Source organism: Arthrobacter sp. HMSC08H08 (assembly GCF_001807575.1).
Classification (GTDB): domain Bacteria; phylum Actinomycetota; class Actinomycetes; order Actinomycetales; family Micrococcaceae; genus Pseudoglutamicibacter; species Pseudoglutamicibacter albus.
In genome coordinates this window covers 89551-107013 of sequence record NZ_KV789371.1, presented here as the reverse complement: position 1 = coordinate 107013, position 17463 = coordinate 89551, and the positions used below count along the sequence as shown (strand labels likewise).

13 protein-coding genes are annotated in these 17463 nt (G+C 61.3%); 7 read left to right on the top strand and 6 right to left on the bottom strand.

The genetic code is table 11. The annotated features are described in order from the left end of the window. The first annotated feature begins 43 nt into the window (after positions 1 to 43). Complete coding sequence (locus HMPREF3175_RS00465) at positions 44 to 1963, top strand: propionyl-CoA synthetase (RefSeq protein ID WP_070490078.1); 1920 nt, start codon at positions 44 to 46, stop codon at positions 1961 to 1963. A gap of 166 nt (positions 1964 to 2129) precedes the next feature. Here the strand turns inward: HMPREF3175_RS00465 and HMPREF3175_RS00460 are convergent, their stop codons facing one another. Further along, positions 2130 to 2804 (bottom strand): biliverdin-producing heme oxygenase, encoded by a 675-nt coding sequence (locus tag HMPREF3175_RS00460; protein WP_070490076.1) that lies wholly within the window; start codon positions 2802 to 2804, stop codon positions 2130 to 2132. Positions 2805 to 3037: 233 nt separating this feature from the next. Between HMPREF3175_RS00460 and HMPREF3175_RS00455 the strand changes: the two genes are divergently transcribed. The 4 genes from HMPREF3175_RS00455 to HMPREF3175_RS00435 all read left to right on the top strand — a co-directional run bounded on the left by HMPREF3175_RS00455 (position 3038) and on the right by HMPREF3175_RS00435 (position 8544). Beyond that, positions 3038 to 5329, top strand: a complete 2292-nt coding sequence (locus tag HMPREF3175_RS00455) for an HtaA domain-containing protein (RefSeq protein WP_070490074.1) — start codon at positions 3038 to 3040, stop codon at positions 5327 to 5329. 154 nt (positions 5330 to 5483) lie between these two features. Beyond that, positions 5484 to 6635 carry a heme/hemin ABC transporter substrate-binding protein gene (locus HMPREF3175_RS00445; RefSeq protein WP_070507663.1) on the top strand — a complete coding sequence of 384 codons (1152 nt, stop codon included), beginning with the start codon at positions 5484 to 5486 and terminating at the stop codon, positions 6633 to 6635. Beyond that, positions 6632 to 7693 (top strand): FecCD family ABC transporter permease, encoded by a 1062-nt coding sequence (locus HMPREF3175_RS00440; RefSeq protein ID WP_070490068.1) that lies wholly within the window; start codon positions 6632 to 6634, stop codon positions 7691 to 7693. Before HMPREF3175_RS00445 ends, HMPREF3175_RS00440 begins: the two co-directional genes overlap by 4 nt. Then, on the top strand, positions 7690 to 8544 hold the full coding sequence (locus HMPREF3175_RS00435; RefSeq protein ID WP_070490066.1) for a heme ABC transporter ATP-binding protein: 855 nt from the start codon (positions 7690 to 7692) through the stop codon (positions 8542 to 8544). The genes HMPREF3175_RS00440 and HMPREF3175_RS00435 overlap by 4 nt, the downstream gene beginning before the upstream one ends. 14 nt (positions 8545 to 8558) lie before the next feature. Here the strand turns inward: HMPREF3175_RS00435 and HMPREF3175_RS00430 are convergent, their stop codons facing one another. From HMPREF3175_RS00430 to HMPREF3175_RS00420, 3 genes are all read right to left on the bottom strand, one after another. Continuing rightward, positions 8559 to 11975, bottom strand: coding sequence for a DEAD/DEAH box helicase (locus HMPREF3175_RS00430; RefSeq protein WP_070490064.1), 3417 nt, complete (start codon positions 11973 to 11975; stop codon positions 8559 to 8561). Between the two features lie 84 nt (positions 11976 to 12059). Further along, positions 12060 to 13232, bottom strand: a complete 1173-nt coding sequence (locus HMPREF3175_RS00425; RefSeq protein WP_070490146.1) for a VIT1/CCC1 transporter family protein — start codon at positions 13230 to 13232, stop codon at positions 12060 to 12062. A 78-nt stretch (positions 13233 to 13310) separates the two neighbouring features. Beyond that, on the bottom strand, positions 13311 to 14474 hold the full coding sequence (locus HMPREF3175_RS00420) for an inositol monophosphatase family protein (RefSeq protein WP_070490062.1): 1164 nt from the start codon (positions 14472 to 14474) through the stop codon (positions 13311 to 13313). A 119-nt stretch (positions 14475 to 14593) separates the two neighbouring features. Here HMPREF3175_RS00420 and HMPREF3175_RS00415 point away from each other — a divergent pair, with 119 nt between their 5' ends. Further along, positions 14594 to 15685 carry an App1 family protein gene (locus tag HMPREF3175_RS00415; protein ID WP_035754892.1) on the top strand — a complete coding sequence of 364 codons (1092 nt, stop codon included), beginning with the start codon at positions 14594 to 14596 and terminating at the stop codon, positions 15683 to 15685. A gap of 113 nt (positions 15686 to 15798) precedes the next feature. Then, positions 15799 to 16263: an acyl-CoA thioesterase gene (locus tag HMPREF3175_RS00410; protein ID WP_239446216.1), complete on the top strand. Its 465-nt coding sequence runs from the start codon at positions 15799 to 15801 to the stop codon at positions 16261 to 16263. A gap of 82 nt (positions 16264 to 16345) precedes the next feature. On the opposite strand, the gene HMPREF3175_RS00405 is transcribed toward HMPREF3175_RS00410, so the two are convergent. Together HMPREF3175_RS00405 and HMPREF3175_RS00400 are read right to left on the bottom strand one after the other, a co-directional pair. Then, complete coding sequence (locus HMPREF3175_RS00405; RefSeq protein ID WP_070490060.1) at positions 16346 to 16966, bottom strand: isochorismatase family protein; 621 nt, start codon at positions 16964 to 16966, stop codon at positions 16346 to 16348. Positions 16967 to 17037: 71 nt separating this feature from the next. Beyond that, positions 17038 to 17433 (bottom strand): hypothetical protein, encoded by a 396-nt coding sequence (locus HMPREF3175_RS00400; RefSeq protein ID WP_070490058.1) that lies wholly within the window; start codon positions 17431 to 17433, stop codon positions 17038 to 17040. Between the last annotated feature and the right edge of the window lie 30 nt (positions 17434 to 17463).

The window sequence follows — 17463 nt, the reverse complement described above, 5'->3', positions numbered from 1 at the left end:
ACTGATCAGCAATCAGCAAACAGGCGAGTTGGGGAGAGGCATCATGACGGGAGAAAACTACCGCGAGGTATATGAACGCAGCATCAATGATCCGGAGGGCTTCTGGCTTGAGGCGGCCAGCGGCATCGACTGGGTCAGCCCACCGAATAAGGCGCTCGATGACTCGAACCCGCCGTTCTATAAGTGGTTTCCCGACGCCGAACTGAACACGTGCTACAACGCCGTGGACCGCCACGTGGAGAACGGCCGCGGGGATCAGGCCGCGATCATTTATGACTCCGCGGTACTCGGCAAACAGGAGACGATCACGTACCAAGAGCTCCTTGAGCGTGTATCCGTGTTCGCAGGCGCTCTGCGCGACCAAGGTGTGGGCAAAGGAGATCGGGTCATGATCTACATGCCGATGGTCCCTGAGGCTTTGATCGCGATGTTGGCGACCGCTCGCCTCGGCGCCGTACATATCGGCGTCTTCGGCGGCTTTGCCGCCAGGGAGCTTGCCAGCCGCATCGACGACGGCACACCAAAGGTTGTGGTGACGACCTCCGGCGGTATTGAGCCTTCGCGCCGCATCGAATACATCCCGATCATCGAAGAGGGTATGAGCATCGCCGAGCACAAGCCGACTAGCGTGATTGTCTATGAACGCGACGGTTTCCATACCACTGTCGCGGAGGCTCGCGAGCGCGCCGCTGAGAGCAGGGGAGCGGCATGGATTTCATGGGACGATGCGGTAGCTGCCGCCCAGCCGGCTGACCCGGTCACCGTCAAGGCCACTGATCCGCTCTATATCCTCTACACCTCCGGAACCACGGGCAAACCGAAGGGTGTTGTGCGCGATAACGGTGGATACGCGGTCGCTGGTGTGTGGTCGATGAAGAACGTCTATAACATCAACCCTGGCGATGTTTCGTGGACCGCATCGGATGTTGGCTGGGTTGTGGGTCACACCTACATCGTGTACGCGCCGCTGCTTGCGGGCGCAACCACGATCGTCTACGAAGGCAAGCCGGTTGGAACCCCGGATGCCGGCGCTTTCTGGCGGGTTGTGTCTGAGCATAAAGCGAAGATCCTCTTCACCGCACCGACCGCGTTGCGCGCTATCCGAAAGATGGATCCGGACGGTGAGCTGAGTAAGAAATACGATCTCTCCTCGATGGAAACACTGTTCGCGGCAGGGGAGCGACTGGACCCCGAAACCTATACGTGGGCCTCTGAACTGCTGAACGTCCCCGTGATCGATAACTGGTGGCAGACCGAAACCGGTTGGCCTATTTGCGCGAACCTGCGTGGGCTTGACCCGATGCCGGTCAAAGCAGGATCCCCAACCGTGCCGGTGCCCGGCTATAACGTGCAGGTGTTGGACCCGATCGGTGAACCGATGCCGGCAGGTCAGGAAGGCAACCTGGTGATCAAGCTACCGATGCCTCCAGGTACGTTGCAGACCTTGTGGGGTAACGATGAACGTTTCAGGTCCGCCTACCTGGACGCCTTCCCTGGCTTTTATGCGACCGGGGATTCGGGCATGGTCGATGAGGACGGCTACGTTTTCGTGATGGGCCGCACCGATGACGTCATCAACGTCTCTGGCCACCGGCTCTCCACCGGCCAAATGGAGCAGGTGGTAGCGGAGCATCCGGCGGTGGCTGAGTGCGCGGTGATTGGCGTTGCGGACCCGCTGAAAGGCCAGCGCCCTTCCGGTTATGTGATCCTCAAGCACGGCGTTGAGATCGATGAGCAGCAACTGCGCGACGAGGTAGTCGCCTTGGTGCGCAAGGAGATCGGCCCGGTGGCCGATTTCAAGCATGTTGCTGTGGTTGAGGCGCTTCCAAAGACTCGCTCGGGCAAGATTCTGCGCAAAACGATGCGGCAGATGGCCGACGGCGAAGACTACGTAGTGCCCTCCACCATCGAGGACGATTCGATCCTGGAGGCGCTTCATGAGGTGCTGACCCGCAAGAGCTAGGCAGGGGCAGAGGGTAGGGCCTCGCTGGGGCAGGCGCTAGGCTCAGCGGGGCAGAGAATGAGGGCCCGGAAGGGCGAAGGAAACGGCCTCGTGTGTCAACTGATGCGTTCAGTTGGCACACGAGGCCGTTTGACGTCGTGGCGCAGGTTTGCGAGAGGAGATGCGCTTAGACGTAGAGGTCTTTGTTGTCGCTGAGAGGAGCGCCCAGCTCAACAAAGAGGTTTCGGTTGAGTGCGAAGCCTAGGCGGGCTTCGTCAACGATTTCGGCCTGGTTCGCTTGTTGAGCGAAGTGATCCAGGTGGATTCGGTACGTGTCTTTGTAGATTTTCGGTTTATCGATGGTGGGGAACTTCCACATCGTGAGCAGTTCGCTCGGAATGTTGTAGTGGCGTGCCACGAGAGCGCCGATCGCTTGGCCGCCGGACAGATCGCCAAGGTAGCGCAGGTAGTGGTGTGCGATGAGCCGCTCAGGGGAGGCCATAGCGCCGACTTCGTGGATGCGCTGGGTGTAGAGCATCACGGCCGTGGTGAGGTCCGGCATCTGGATGCCGAGGTATTCGGTCAAGCCAGCTAGATCGTTGCGGATTGACTCGCTGCGTTCAAGTGCAGGGTCGAGCAATTGCCGGACACTGGACTCGCACCGCCATCTAGCGCAGGCCTTTTCAAGTGCCCTATAGAGCGGCTGATATTGAGCGAGCAGCCGCACGTAGTCCTCGGCAGAGAGCTTGCCTTCCATGAGGTTCTGGATGAACGAAGAGTGTTCCGCCGCGGTATGTTCAGCACGCGTTGCTGATTTCAGTTGTGCTGCGAAAGACGGTGCTTGGGTGGGTGGAGCAGTCATCGGTCTATCTTTCAGGAATCAGTGGCCTTGCGAATCAGTAGATCGCTTTTCTAAGGTCAACCTAACCATGCGATCTCGAGTTACGCAAGGGGTGTCTTGCGTTATTAGATAAATTAAGTTTAGGCTTGCCTGTGTTGCTTGACGGTGGCTGTGGGCACCACCCGAAATCACGACATCTCCGCATCTGCACCCGACGCCATTGGGGTGCCCATCAAGCAAGGATCGTAAAAGCTATGAAGCAGAAAACCACCCGTAAGCGAAGCGTGAGGAGGGTTCTGGGTACGATGCTGTCCTTCGCGCTGGCTGGCGCGATGGCATCGGTTCCAGTTGCCACTGCCCACGCGGACACCGGCTCTGCGGCAGAAACAAAGCCCACCATTACGGTGACACCTGCACCCGCTGAGGGCGGCGAAGTTACCGTTACCGGCAAGAACTTCTACCGAGGCGACGATAAGGGCGCCGCAACAGCAGGAATCTATCTGGGCTACGGCCCATCCGACGCCGCGGGCTTCTACCAAGGCGGGAGTCAGAATCCCGTATGGATCGCAGCTGGGAAGAAAGACGAAGACACCGCACGTGGACGCACCGCTCCGCTAAACGCTGACGGCTCGTTCACAGTCAAAGTCGACGTCCCCGCGCAGTCGCAGCAAAACCTCTCCTTCTTTACCTCCAAGGGCCACGGCAAGGGCATGAGGGACACTAGCCAGGACGCTAAAGCCCCCATTACCTACCTGGAAAAGGCCGAGCCTCAACCGGAGCGGCCTCAGCCTGAGAAGCCTGAACCTGAGCAGCCGGAGCCTCAGCCTGAGAAGCCAGCTCCACAGCCTCAGCCTGAGAAACCTCAGCCTCAGCCGAAACCTCAGCCAACGCCTGAACAGCCGAAGCCCGAACAACCGCAGCCAAAGCCAGCGCAGCCAAAGCCAAAGCCACGCGCGGCGAAGAAGCAAGCCGGCAAGGGCGGCCAGCTCGAGTGGGGCGTCAAAGAAAGCTTCCGTAAATACGTTGTGGGACGTATCGCTAAAGGTTCCGTCGTAACCGGTGGTGGTGCGGCACAGAAGCCAAACAACGGCACCTTCACCTTCCCCAACGGTAAGGGCGCATATAAGAATGGCAAGGGAACCGTGACCTTCGATGGCACTGTGACTTTCAAGGGACACGGCGGCCAGATGAACCTCACGATGTCTAAGTTCGCGGTCAACTTCACTTCCGGCACCACCGCACAGCTCATCATGACTGTCAAGGCGCCAAAGACCTCTGTCACGGAGGCTGTGGACTTGAAGAACGCGCGCGTTGCGAACCTCACGTTCCCCAAGAACGCCCTGAAGGTCAAGAACGGAAAACTCAGCCTTGCTAACGCTCGAGCGAAGTTGACCAAAGACGGCGCTGTAGCCATGGCTGGGTTCTACGAACCAGGAACCGAGATGGACTCGGTATCTATCAAGGCCGCATTGATCACGGGAAACAAGCCGGCACCTCTGCCTGCACCGCAGAAGCCAAAACCTGCGCCAAAGCCTGCGCCAGAAAAGACAAAGCCGGCACCTCTGCCTGCACCAGACAAGCCTAAGCCTGCGCCAGAGAAGCCGAAGCCGGGACCTAAACCAGCTCCGCAGAAGCCAAGCGTTGACGTGCAGACCCCAGGTTCACAGGGCCTGCAGGTGCAGGGCACCCAAACCCAGGGTGCTCAGGCCCAGGGGTCTGACACTCAAGGCTCTGGCGCTCAAGGTACTGACACTCAAGGCGCTGAGGCTGGCCAGGGTAAGAGCCCAGCAGCACCGATTTGCCGCATCGAGAAGACCCCTGGAACCCCGGGCGCTTCAACTCTTTCCTGGGGTGTTAAGAGTTCCTTCCGGAACTACGTCACCGGCGGTATCGCTAAGGGATCCATCTCTGCCGGCAACGGCGCGGCCCGCACCGCGAACGGGTTCACATGGGGCGCAGGTTCTGGAACTCTCACCTCCAACTCTGGAACCGTGTCCTTCCCCGGCAGCGTCCACTTCACCGGCCACAAGGGCATCCTCGACACCACCATCTCCGGGCTGCGCGTCAAGGTCACGGGACCTGGCAAGGGCCAGTTGATCGCAAACGTGAAGTCGCAGTCGATGGAAGGTAAAGACCTGTCCGGCAGCAACATCGTGTTCGCAACCCTCTCCTTCAGCGGCGATGCCTCCAAAGGCATCAAGAACGCGACGGTAACCCTCACTAAGGAAGGCGCGGCAGGGTTCGCGGGCTTCTACGATGCCGGCCTGGTGCTGGATCCACTCACCGTGACCGTGGGGTCTGCAGGCACGGTTGAAAAGGAGATCTGCACCGACCCAGTAACCGGTGAGGTTGTCTCCCCAGACGGAACCAACACACCGGGTGCAGGTAACGGCCCTGCAGGTGCAGGCTCCGCGTCCGGTGCTTCCGGCGGACAGCTTGCCGCTACCGGCTTCGGCAACGCCACCTTGGCGGGGACCGCAGGCATCCTGGCCCTCATCGGGCTGGTGCTCATGCGGGGCGTGCGCCGTAAAGACTCCGCTGCATAATCACGCCTCCTGGCGTAATTCTGCCCACTCATGCAGCGGAAACCGCGTGTGGTTGTAGCTCCTCCAACGGGCTACAACCACACGCCCTCCTTCATTTCTAACGTCCTCACTCCGACGTGCTCTTAACGTCGTGACAATGTAAAGCGATGGGATCATGACTCACAGCTCGCCCTTCGAGAAGACACCTTCCCGCACCACCCGTGTGGCCTTGTTCGGGGCAACGGGGCTAACACTTATCAGCTTGCTCGCAGGGTGCACGTCAGCGCCGTCCACAGCCGAATCGCCGAGCCCGCACGCAACAGCAACGGCGTCCAGCTCAGGTGAATCCAGCGGTAAAGATAGCAGCGCAAACGCGGCGGATGCACTGAAACTCACTGGCCCTGCCGAGGCACGCGACATCCCGGATATGAAACCGGTTCTATCCGGAGTGAAACCGGCGCTACCCACCACAGTGACCGATGCGCACGGTAAGGAAATCACGGTCACATCAGCCAAGAAAGTGCTTGCGTTGGATCTCAACGGAACCCTGACAGACACGATGGTCGGGCTGGGTTTGCACGACCGGCTGATCGGGCGCTCAAACTCCGATACGAGCGCGCTACTCAAAGACCTCCCCGTTGTCACCAAAGACGGTCACGACACCAACGTTGAGGCGATCCTGAACCTCAAACCGGACCTCATCATCACCACCGAAAACATCGGTGGGGCCGAGTCCTACCGCCAACTGGAAAACGCGGGAATCACAGTGGTGAGGCTCGAACCAGCCACCAGCATCGAGGGGATCCCGGACGGAATCCGCGCGGTAGGAAAAGTGTTCGGCGTGCCAGAAGCAGCAGAAAAACTCGCCAAAGAAACCAAGAAGAACCTCGATGAAGCGGCCGAATACGTCAAAGAACTGCGGTCTAAGACCCCGCGGGCACCGCGCGCCGCCGTGCTGTATGTGCGCGGAACTGGGGGAGTGTTCTTCATCCTCGGCAACGAACATGGCGCTTCCGACATCGTTGAGGCGCTCGGCCTGCAAGATACGGCACGGGAGAACAACATCGAAGGCGTGAAACCCGCTAACGCGGAAGCGCTTTTGAACCTCAACCCGGAGATTGTCTTCGCGATGAAACGCGGGATCGAATCCGCAGGTGGAATGGATGGTTTCCTCAAGCGCCCAGGTATGGCCGCAACAGTGGCGGGCAAGAATAAACGCATCATCACTGCGGCTGATGGCCAGCTTTTATCTTTCGGGCCACGCACACACGAGAACCTTAAAGCGCTCGCAGAAGCCGTATATCAGGACGGACAAGCCAAGAAATGACCCAGACCGTGGCGAGCAACCGTAGCGCGAGGGCACGCGCGGCTTGGCTCACCGGCATCGTACTGACCATTGCCGTGGTGTGTGTTCTGCTGATCTCGTCCGCGGCTGGCCAGTACGCGACAACACCCATAGAAGTCCTCAGTTCAATCAAGAGAGTCGCGTTCGATGGGGCCGAACCCACCGACAACCCGACCGACGCCGCGCTGTGGACGATCCGGTTCCCGAGAGCCCTGCTCGCAGCGGTCATCGGGGCGAGCCTCGCGTTAGCCGGCACCGTGATGCAAGGCATCTTCGCCAACCCGCTAGCTGAACCAAGCGTTGTAGGCGTCAGCGCCGGCGCGAGCGTCGGCGCGTGCCTCGCCATCGTCTTCGGATACACATCGACTGGCTCCTGGGTCCTGCCAGTCAGCGCATTCATCGGCGCGATGATCGCCACCGCATGCGTGTGGATGCTCGCCAAAGGCTCGGGTAAGGTCCTGGTACTCACGCTCGTGTTGACCGGTATCGCGATCAACGCAATCGGCGGGGCACTGACCAGCTTCCTGGTGTACCTGGGGGACACAAGCTCGCGCGAAGAAATCATCTTCTGGCAAATGGGATCCCTCGCCGCGGCCCGCTGGGAGCAAGTAGGCGTGTGCCTCGCCGTGCTCGCCGTGACAGCCCTATGCATCTGGCTCTATAGGAACAGGCTCGACGTTCTGGCACTCGGGGACGCCGCCGCCCACGGAACCGGAATCAACGTCGAACGGCTACGGTTCATCAGCGTGATCCTCGTCTGCATCCTGACCGGAACCGCGGTCGCGTTCTCCGGGATGATCGGATTCGTGGGGCTCGTCGTCCCCCACGCTCTACGGCTCATAGTGGGGCCCTCCCATAAATACCTCGTCCCGCTATCCCTCCTGGGTGGGGCAACCCTGCTTGGACTCGCCGACACCGCGGCCCGCACACTGATCCCGCTCAGCGACATCCCCGTCGGCGTCTTCACCGCACTCGTAGGCGGACCCGTCTTCATCGTCTTGCTGCGCGGAACCCTCAAAAAAGGAGGCATCAGGTCATGAACGCGCTCGAAGCCGAAGACCTGAACATCACCATCAACGGCGCAACGCTGCTCGACTCCGTAACAGTGTCTGTGCGGCAAGGAGCCGTGACCGGGATCATCGGCCCGAACGGAGCAGGGAAATCGACACTGCTGGCCGCGCTCGCCGGCTTCACCCACCCACGCCGAGGGGTAGTTCGGGTCAATGGGGTAGACATACACACGATCCCGCACCTGGAACTAGCCCAACAGCGTGCCGTCATGAACCAGAACTCGGATGTCGCCTTCCCTTACACGATCCGGGAAATAGTGGAGATGGGGCGCACCCCGTGGGGAACCAACCCAGCCAACAGCACAGCCGTTGAGCAAGCGATCGAGCTGACTGGGCTCAGCCACCTGCTCGATCGTGAAATCACGACCCTTTCGGGCGGGGAGCGCCAACGAACCGCGTTTGCGCGGGTCATCGCCCAGGCTTTCCCGATGTGCGCGGGCCGGGTCCTCTTGCTCGATGAACCCACCGCTGCGATGGACGTCGCCTACGCCGAACACACCCTGGCACTGACTCAAGAGTTCGCCGCCCAAGGTTCCGCAGTTGTGGTGGTGATCCACGACCTCGACGCCGCCGCATCCTACGCAGATGACCTCATCGTGCTCGACCAAGGCAGGGTCCGCGCCGCCGGAGCCACGGCGGAAGTCTGTGACGCGCGGCTGTTGAGCTCGGTCTACCGGACCTCACTCGAAGTGTTCGAAGCCGCCGGCCGCACACGCATCAGCCCCGTACGGCCCTGCCGGTTCCTGAAACCACGCGACACCCACAGTGTTAGCCACAACAGCGGCAGCGGCAACAACAGCGCCGGAATCACGGAAAGCTAAGCGCGAGGTGGGGCCTATTCGGCGAGCAGTTCGCGGATGTCGTCCGCGCTGAGCGCGGAACCGAATCCGTCGCCGCCGTCCATGACGGATGTGATGAGCTCGCGTTTGGCATCCTGCAGAGCCACGACCTTCTCTTCGATGGTTCCAGCAGAGACCATGCGGTACACCATGACGTTGCGGGTCTGTCCGATGCGGTGGGCACGGTCCACCGCCTGAGCCTCCGCGGCCGGGTTCCACCACGGATCCATGAGGAAGATGTAGTCAGCCTCCGTGAGGTTCAGCCCGAAACCGCCGGCCTTGAGCGAGATCAAGAACACCGGGGCCTCGCCGTCCTTGAACTCTTGGATTGCCTCTTCACGGTTGCGGGTAGCGCCATCCAGGTATGCGTAGTCGATCCCCGCCTCATCGAGTCGGGCACCAGCGCGTTTGAGGAAGGACGTGAACTGGGAGAACACCAGCGCACGGTGGCCTTCAGCCAGGAGCGAGTTCAGGTAGTCCAACAGAGTATCCAGCTTGGCTGAACCGACATCGGCGAACTCTTCCTCATCCACCAACGCGGGATCCAACGCCATGAGGCGCAACGTGGTGAGCGAGGTGAAGATCGTGAAACGGTTCCGGTTGATGTCCTCCACCAGATGCAGAACCTTCTGCCGCTCACGCTGCAGCCGCGTGTCATAGATCCGGCGGTGCTCATCCGAAAGGTCGATCGCCAGAACCTGCTCTTGCTTGCTCGGCAGGTCCGTCATCACTTCAGTCTTGGTGCGCCGCAGCATGAACGGACGCACCCTGCGGCGCAACCGCTCCAACGGCTCAACAGCACCCATCCGTTCGATGGGACGGCCAAACACTTCAGCGAACTTACTCGAGGACGGGAACAACCCAGGGGAAGTGATCGCCAGCAGCGCCCACAACTCCATAAGGTTGTTCTCAAGCGGAGTACCCGTGATCGCGAACTTCACACGAGCCTTCAACTCACGCGCCGTCTGGTGTGCCTTCGTGGATTTATTCTTCACGAACTGCGCCTCATCCAGGATCAGCGCCGCCCATTCCACGTCGTGATAAACAACCGAATCCAGACGGAACAGCGTATAGGAGGTCACCACCACATCGTTGTGCGCGGCGACCTCAGCCAGCGACTGAGCCGCTTTCAACTGCGTATCCCGCACCCCGGCAACCCTCACGCCCGGGGCGAACCGGCGCAACTCTGCCAGCCAGTTAGGAACCACCGAGGTCGGCGCGACCACCAAAACCGGGCCGGCGCCGCCCATCAACGCGGTGTGCGCGGCGCCAGTTTCCGATGCGGCGGCCGGGGCTGTATCTGCAGCGTCCGATGCGGCAGGCAGGTCGGGTGCGCTCTGCTCCTCGCGCGTCCATGCTTCGCGCATGTGGACTAACAAGGTGATGACTTGCAGTGTTTTACCCAGGCCCATGTCATCAGCCAGGATCCCGCCGAGACCCTGCCGCCACAGCGAAGCGAGCCATCGGAAACCATCCACCTGATACGGGCGCAACGTGGCATCGACAGTGTCAGGGACCGGGGTTTCACTCGCTTTCTCCGAACCCGTCGATAGACCGGAGATGGCCGCATACCAGGAATCCGGGCCGGACACCTCAGTAGCTAAACCGGCCAGCTCGTCCCACAGGTTCACTTGATAGCGGGTGATCCGCAACGGGTCTTTCGGGTTCTCTTTCAGCATGTTCGCTTCCTCGATGAGGCTGCGAAGCTGATGGAAGAGCGGCTGATCAAGCGAGACGTAGGTCTTATCCGACATCAGCATGCGCTTCTGCCCAGCGGAGAGCGCCCGCAGAATATCGGCATAAGGGATCCGGCGGTCACCCACCGTGATCATCAAACCTAGATCAAACCAGTCGTTCTTATCCGACTCAACCGTGGTCACCGTGAGCTCGGGGGCCTCGGTAAGTTCCTTATAGACAGGACGCCTACCCACATCGAGCACCCGCACGTGCGGGGTCCGTTCCAAAGCAGGCAGGCCGCGGCGGACGAAGTCTACGGTGGCAAGCCCCTCGAGCGTATGCGAAACCAGGCCGCCGTTACTGCGATGGGGCTCGAGCTCATCCCAGCCGTGATTGACCAAAACCTTCAGCGCCGCGGAACGCAACTGCCCCTCAGCCTGCACATCGCGGGCGTAATCATCGAGTCCAGCGGCACCGTAATCGATCTCCGAATCGACGACCACCACATCGTCCGGTTGATACGTCGCAACAACAACCAACGACGGGGGAGTGATCTGCGGCAACGAAACCGAACCATCACGGGACACAAAGGAAACGCGGCGACCCAAACGCTGATACAGGCCCGAGAAGAACTGCCGCTGTTCACCAGCGGGGACCGTTATGGTCGACGGGCGGCGCACCAAGAAACGAGTCTCCGGCTCCAACGTGTGCTCCACCGGGGCGATCTCTATGGTGTGGCCATCCTCAGCCAACGCCCACACACCATGCCGACCCACACTGCCCGCCACGACGTCCTCACCTAGCGCGATAGTACGGGAGCCGATGTCCATCGTCGGAGTTAGCTCGAGACCCTCATCGCTGCGCTGCGCATCGAAATACACGCGGCCGGCATCAACCAGCTCGATACCGGAGATCTCACCGGAACCCACGAGTTCGATCCCCAGCTCGTGAGCCTCCTCAAGCAAGGAAAACACCAAGCCGGAGGCGAAATCATCGAAAATGAGCCAGTCGTTATCCTCGCCGAAATACAGCTCCCCATTAGCCCTATACAGAGGAACCAACTGGCAGAACCACCGATGCTGCTCCGGATCCAACGGCAAACCATAGGTCTTGAAAGAAATCGTGTTCCACCGCAAAGCAGAACGAATCCAACGGCCCTGCGGGTTACGGATTACAGGGCGGATCGCCAACGTGAACCGGCTACGCACACCACGCGCACCCACAGCCTTCGGGTTCTGCCCCGCGCCATACTGGCGCCTCGAGGCATCCCGGGAATCACGCAACTCAAACTGCAAACCCAGCGGCTGAATATCCTCAGGTTTCTGACCGTCACGGCCAGCACGCCCGCTCTCCACAATCCGGTACAGAGCCTGCTCCCACTCGGCGTCAACAGGCTGCAGAGCCTCCTCCGCCTCCCGCTCATCCTTCGCCTTCATATGGCGGGCATTCGAATCGATCAGCACAGCGGCGGCATGCTTACAACCCGGCTCCGCGTCCGCGCTGCAGGTCATCTCACCAATCAAGAACCCAGACTGATCCGCAACTAACGTGACACGCGCGTGAGCCTCAACATCGTCATCGACCACCGTGCCAGTTAGCACCAACGCATCCGAATCCCACGAAAGCTCAGACAACTTACCCGCATCAACCAGCATTTTCCCGCGGGTAAAAGAGCCACCACCGACCTTTTTCAGGACCTCACGGGCATCAACCAAAGGAAACTTCGCAGAACTCATCACCGCATAGTTTCTCATCCTGAGGCAGGTGTCATGAAATCGGGGACGTCATGCCGAGGGGTTCTGCACCGCGTGTGGCGGGCCCTATAGGGCGACGGTTCCGAAGGCCAGACCCAGCCCGTAGGTCATAGCCGCGGCACCCAGGCCGATGAACAGCTGCCGGAACCCACGTGATACCGGGGAAGAACCAGAGATCAGCCCCACAAAGCCACCCGTGATGAGCAGAGCAGCGCTCACAAGCACGGTAGCCACGATCACGGCGCCGAGGCCGGACATACCGAAGATGTAGGGGAGGATCGGGACGATTGCACCGATCGAAAACATCACAAAGGACGATGTCGCCGCACCCCACGCGCTGCCGTGCCCGTCGAGCTCCTCATCACCTGGCAGGGACCGGTGCTCATGCGGCAACGGCAGGGACGTGGATGGGTCGCAGTCGCAATCGAAGCGACCCATGCGTTCAGCGGCGCGATGCTCAGCAGCCGCCTGGGACATCCCTCGCGCCAGGTACACCAGCACAAGCTCGTTCTCGTCAATATCCAGGTGCGGCGCGGCACGCAAGGTCGCGTGCGTTGGTCGGGAGGCATCCAAAAGTTCCCGCTGGGAACGGATCGAAACGAACTCGCCGGCACCCATCGACAGCGCGCCCGCGAGCAGGCCCGCGATACCTGTAAACATCACGATCGACGGCGCAACACCGGTCGCCCCGATACCTAACACGAGCGCGAAGTTAGACACCAAACCATCGTTGGCACCGAACACCGCGGCACGGAAATTACCCGAAAGCCGCATCCGGCCCTCCGTGGCGAGCCCGCGCACAACCTCCTCATGCACCAACTCGTCCGCGGCCATCTTGTCCGGAACATCCGAATCCTTCGCATACGGGTTATTGCCCTCGGCACGCTGAACCAACGCCAAAACGAAAATCGAACCGAAATGCGTAGCCAAAAAACGCAGAAGCGACCGCTGGACCGAAGGCCGCGACGGCTTAGCGTGCTCACCTAAAAGCTCACGCCAATGATCAGCGTGACGCTCCTCAGCTGCGGCGAGCCCCTTCAGAATGCGGGCATCCTCCGGGGACTTCACTTTCGCGGCGAGCGCCTCATAGATCGCGCCCTCCGTCAACTCATCAGCCAAATAGCGGCGCCAACGGCGGATCTGTGCGGGTGTTGGCTCCGGTCGTTGGGAATCCGGGCGCTGGGCTGGAGAGTTTTCGTTGGGGGAGGGGTGGGCAGGCGAAGACGATGCGGTACTCACGGGCACCAGTTTAGAAAGACTTTCGACACCGGTGCCGGGCAAAAAGTTATGCCACCTTTAATTCTCCGGAAGTCTCTGTTAGTCGTTTGGAAGCGTCCGGGCGATCATCTGGTTGAGGATCTTCCGCGCGGTCGGAACGCTCGCGCCGTTCGCATGCACCAGGAACATCGGCGCATCCAGAACACTGCCGCCGGAACCGGAGTCCGTGTCGCTGGTGCGTCGGGAACCGGAGCCTGCGCCGGGGCTGAGCAGGGCAACGGGGGCTGAGGAAGGGCCGGGAATACCAGCGCGGCGGCCACCGTAGAGCCACGTAGCCCCCGAACCCACCGCGATCAAAGCCGCCGCAGCGATATCCCACGGCTTCACGGCCGGGCCGAGCACCGCATCGTGCACCCCCGAGGCCAGCCTGCACACATCCACCGTGGTGCACACGTGCCGGCGCACCGTCGCGAAGGCCTGCACCAGGTTAGAAAACTCACGTGCCGCATCGGGGGAGACCTCGAGGGCTTCAGGATGCGGATGATCCGTGACCAGCGCGCACGACGATTCAGCACCGCGGCCAGAAGAGGCACACGGAACCCAAGCATCGGCGCCGCCTGCAGAGCCAAAGGTGCCTGCGGAGCCAGAGCCGCCTGCAGAGTCAAAAGTGCGCTGCTGAAAGTGACGTTGTTGAGAGACCACAACCCCGTCTGCGCCGATCCATGCGCGCCACATACGCCCCAATGCAGGCGCGCACACAACCCCGGCAACCGGGACACCATCCACGACCGCGGCAACCGAAGTTCCGAAATCCGGGAGGCCGTGAACGAAATTGCTTGTTCCATCGATCGGGTCAATAACCCAACACACCACTCCTGCCTCAGGAGAGCCGGCCCTGTTCTCGCCAGCGCCATCCTCGCCGGCGCCGGCCCCGCCAGCGTCTTCTTCGCCAAGAAATACGGCCTGCGGGGTCCGTGCGCGCAGGAACTCAACCAGCCGGGCTTCAGTCTCGATGTCCGTTTGAGTCACCACATCGTGCGTCGAAGACTTCTGCCGCGCACTCACACCGGCACGCCACGCAGCCTCGACATCGGCCGCCACGGCCACGACCGCATCCACCGCGACGTCCCGCAAACGCTCAGGCGCCCCGGCCCCGAGCCGCGCAACCATCGCCCCAGCGTCAGGCCACACGCGAGCCTCCACCGCATCGAGCCCCTCCACCGCATCGATCCCCGTCGCCGCACTGTACAGATCCGAACTCATAGCTTCAGCCTAACCAAGAACACACAAACCAAAGGCAAGCCGCCAGCCACCTGAAACCACTGCCGTGTGAGGGACGCCGCACCCTCCGTGACCGTGCCACATGAGAAACTAGATGCGTGATGAAAGACGGTAAAAAACAGCACACCAAACGAGCCCATAAAGAGTTCGCTCTCGCGCTTGAAGACCGTTGGCAAGACTTCCGCCTCAAAATGTCCCAACGCCGTGGAGACAAAGTCGCCGTCGTCCCATACCGCGGCTACGGCCGCAGCGGAGAAAACGGGTGGGTGCGCGTATTCGCACGAGTTGTCATGGCGAAACCCGGGTCACGGCTTGAAGACCTCCACCTGCCCGCAGTCGTTGAAGAAGGCGTGCGTGGATGGCGTCACTTCATCTCACCCACCGTCGCGGAATACCCCGTCACAATCCGCATCAACGGCGCAACCTATGACGTGTACTCAGACCGCGGCGGCGTGATCGACGAACGCCTCGCCGTGAACCTCGAACCCGGCTGGCACCATGTCGAATTCATCGTCGATGACTCCGAACCCGTCAGCGGTCACGTGTTCATGGTCAACGAGAAACAAAAACACGGGATCATCTGCGACGTCGATGACACCGTTGTCGTCACGATGCTCCCGCGCCCACTACTCGCGGCATGGAACTCCTTCGTAATCGACGAACACGCACGCGTACCAACCCCAGGCATGGCAGTGTTCCTCGACCGCTTCGCCACCGCACACCCCGGCGCACCCACGCTCTACCTCTCCACGGGCGCGTGGAACACAAACCGGGCACTCAGCCGCTTCATGGCCCGCAACCTATTCCCCGACGGCCCGCTACTGCTCACCGACTGGGGGCCAGTCGAAGGCCGCTGGTTCCGCTCCGGCATCCAACACAAAGTAGACAACCTACGCCGCCTTGCTAGAGAATTCCCCGACATCTCGTGGCTACTGGTCGGTGACGACGGCCAAAAAGACCCCAACATTTACGCCGAATTCGCCCGCCGCTACCCAGACAACGTGTCCGCGATCGTGATCCGTCAACTCACCCCATCGGAAGCCGCGCTCGCCGGCGGGCGTAACGCGGCGATCATGAACACGACCCCGGGTGTCCCGTGGGTCTATGAGCCTGATGGTGGGCGCATCGCCGCCCGGCTGGCCGCCTTGGGCCTCATGCCAGAAGCCCCCGACGCGCTCCATCCGGACCACTAGCCCCGGCGCCAGAACAGGTGCTGAAACCAGCGCGAAGCCCGCGCTGAATCCAGCGCCGAAATAGGCGCCAGATCTTGCGTCGAAACAAGCCCCCAAGCAGGAAGGACAGCCACGTGAGCCGCCAAACCGTCTCTGTGCCACTACGGTGGGCAGACATGGACGCCTACGGGCACATCAACAACGCCAACCAGATCCGCCTCATGGAAGAAGCCCGCGTCGCCGGCTTCGGCGTCCCCGGCGGAACCGGCTCACCAGTAGGCCGCGAAGGCAAAAACGACCTGTTCGAAAACGTCGGCGAGGGCATCATGATCCTCGTCGTCGAACACACCATCCGCTACCTAGCGCAACTTCCATACCGCGACGTACCCGCCGCCGTGGACATCTGGATCTCCGACATCAAACCCGCAACCTTCACCGTCAACTACGAAATCCGCGACGGCCACGACGGAACCCTCTGCTCACGCGCCAAAACTCTCATGGCGCTCGCCGAGGGCGAGACGGGGCGCCTCATGAGAATCCCGGCCGAGATCCGCGAAGCCATGCAGGCATTCACAGACGAGAGCCGGGACAACGAATAAGCCGCGCCCAACACACCGTCAATTCGATGCGCTTAACGCACGGTGTGTTCCGCACGCTTAACGCACAGTTCCTTCGGCGCGCTTAACGCACGACGGTCGCGCCGGCCTCCTCGAGGGAGGCCAGTGCCGCTTCCGCCGCGTCAGCGTCCACGTAAGCGGTGTGCTGGTTGAGCACGGTGACGGTGAAACCGTTGGCTAGGGCGTCGCGCGCAGAGGCCAGAACGCAGTGGTCGGTTGCGATCCCTACAACATCAAGCTTGGTGATGTCCTCCTCTTTGAGGATCTCGGCGAGGCCGCTGCCGTCATCGGATACACCCTCGAAAGCCGAGTAGGCGGGGCTTCCCATGCCTTTACGGACCTCAAGCTCGATGCGCGAGGCATCAAGATTCGGGTGATATGCCGCGCCCTCGGTGTTGGCTACACAGTGGACTGGCCACGTGGTGGTCCAGTTCGGTTCCTCACCAGCTGGAGCGAAATGGCCGCCATTATCGCCTTCCGGTGAATGCCAATCCCGTGATGCCGCGATCAGATGATAGTCGTGGCCCGGAGCTGTCAGCGAGTTGATGGACGCCGCAACCGCGGCTCCGCCATCACACCCCAAGGCACCACCTTCAGCGAAGTCGTTCTGCACATCCACAATCAGTAGCGCGCGGCCATTCGCGGCGCCCTCGCGGCTCTGGCCAGCAACGTTGTCAGCTACCATCGTTTTCCTTCTTTCCGGTAAAAGGACGCCCAGTGAAGGGACGTCTCCTAGGCGGGAACCCAGTTCGCGCCTTACTTAGCTGAGAGTGCCGCGACCTTTTTCTGGGCTGCTTTGTGGGCGCGGGCGGCCTTGCGTTCCTCACGCTTGGCCGCCACTTTCGCTTCGCTGCGCTTGGAGCCGCCGAAGAGCAACGCGCTGAGACCGGATGCCGCGGTCACGATCGCCACGGCCTCCTCTGCACCCACCTTCTTGGCGAGTGGATGCGAGTAGCCGAACGCGCCAAGATAGATCCCCAGTAACACAAGCGCGCGTGGCCAGCCGACCTTCTTGACCCAAATGAAGGTAGCGAAGATGCCGCAGACCGCCAACACGGCGCCGCCAAGCGGACGGTTCTTGGTGCGGCGGGCAACCTCGAAGCCGCCCACGAGTCCGGTAGTCGTCAAGAGTGGAGTAGTCAGATTAGCCATAAGGCTCTCCTTATGTGTGGAAAAGCGTCG

Coding starts and splice junctions, on each gene's coding strand:
- HMPREF3175_RS00465 (WP_070490078.1), top strand. CDS start 44: ATGACGGGAGAAAACTACCGCGAGGTATATGAACGCAGCATCAATGAT.
- HMPREF3175_RS00460 (WP_070490076.1), bottom strand. CDS start 2,804: ATGACTGCTCCACCCACCCAAGCACCGTCTTTCGCAGCACAACTGAAA.
- HMPREF3175_RS00455 (WP_070490074.1), top strand. CDS start 3,038: ATGAAGCAGAAAACCACCCGTAAGCGAAGCGTGAGGAGGGTTCTGGGT.
- HMPREF3175_RS00445 (WP_070507663.1), top strand. CDS start 5,484: ATGACTCACAGCTCGCCCTTCGAGAAGACACCTTCCCGCACCACCCGT.
- HMPREF3175_RS00440 (WP_070490068.1), top strand. CDS start 6,632: ATGACCCAGACCGTGGCGAGCAACCGTAGCGCGAGGGCACGCGCGGCT.
- HMPREF3175_RS00435 (WP_070490066.1), top strand. CDS start 7,690: ATGAACGCGCTCGAAGCCGAAGACCTGAACATCACCATCAACGGCGCA.
- HMPREF3175_RS00430 (WP_070490064.1), bottom strand. CDS start 11,975: ATGAGTTCTGCGAAGTTTCCTTTGGTTGATGCCCGTGAGGTCCTGAAA.
- HMPREF3175_RS00420 (WP_070490062.1), bottom strand. CDS start 14,474: ATGAGTTCGGATCTGTACAGTGCGGCGACGGGGATCGATGCGGTGGAG.
- HMPREF3175_RS00415 (WP_035754892.1), top strand. CDS start 14,594: ATGAAAGACGGTAAAAAACAGCACACCAAACGAGCCCATAAAGAGTTC.
- HMPREF3175_RS00405 (WP_070490060.1), bottom strand. CDS start 16,966: ATGGTAGCTGACAACGTTGCTGGCCAGAGCCGCGAGGGCGCCGCGAAT.
- HMPREF3175_RS00400 (WP_070490058.1), bottom strand. CDS start 17,433: ATGGCTAATCTGACTACTCCACTCTTGACGACTACCGGACTCGTGGGC.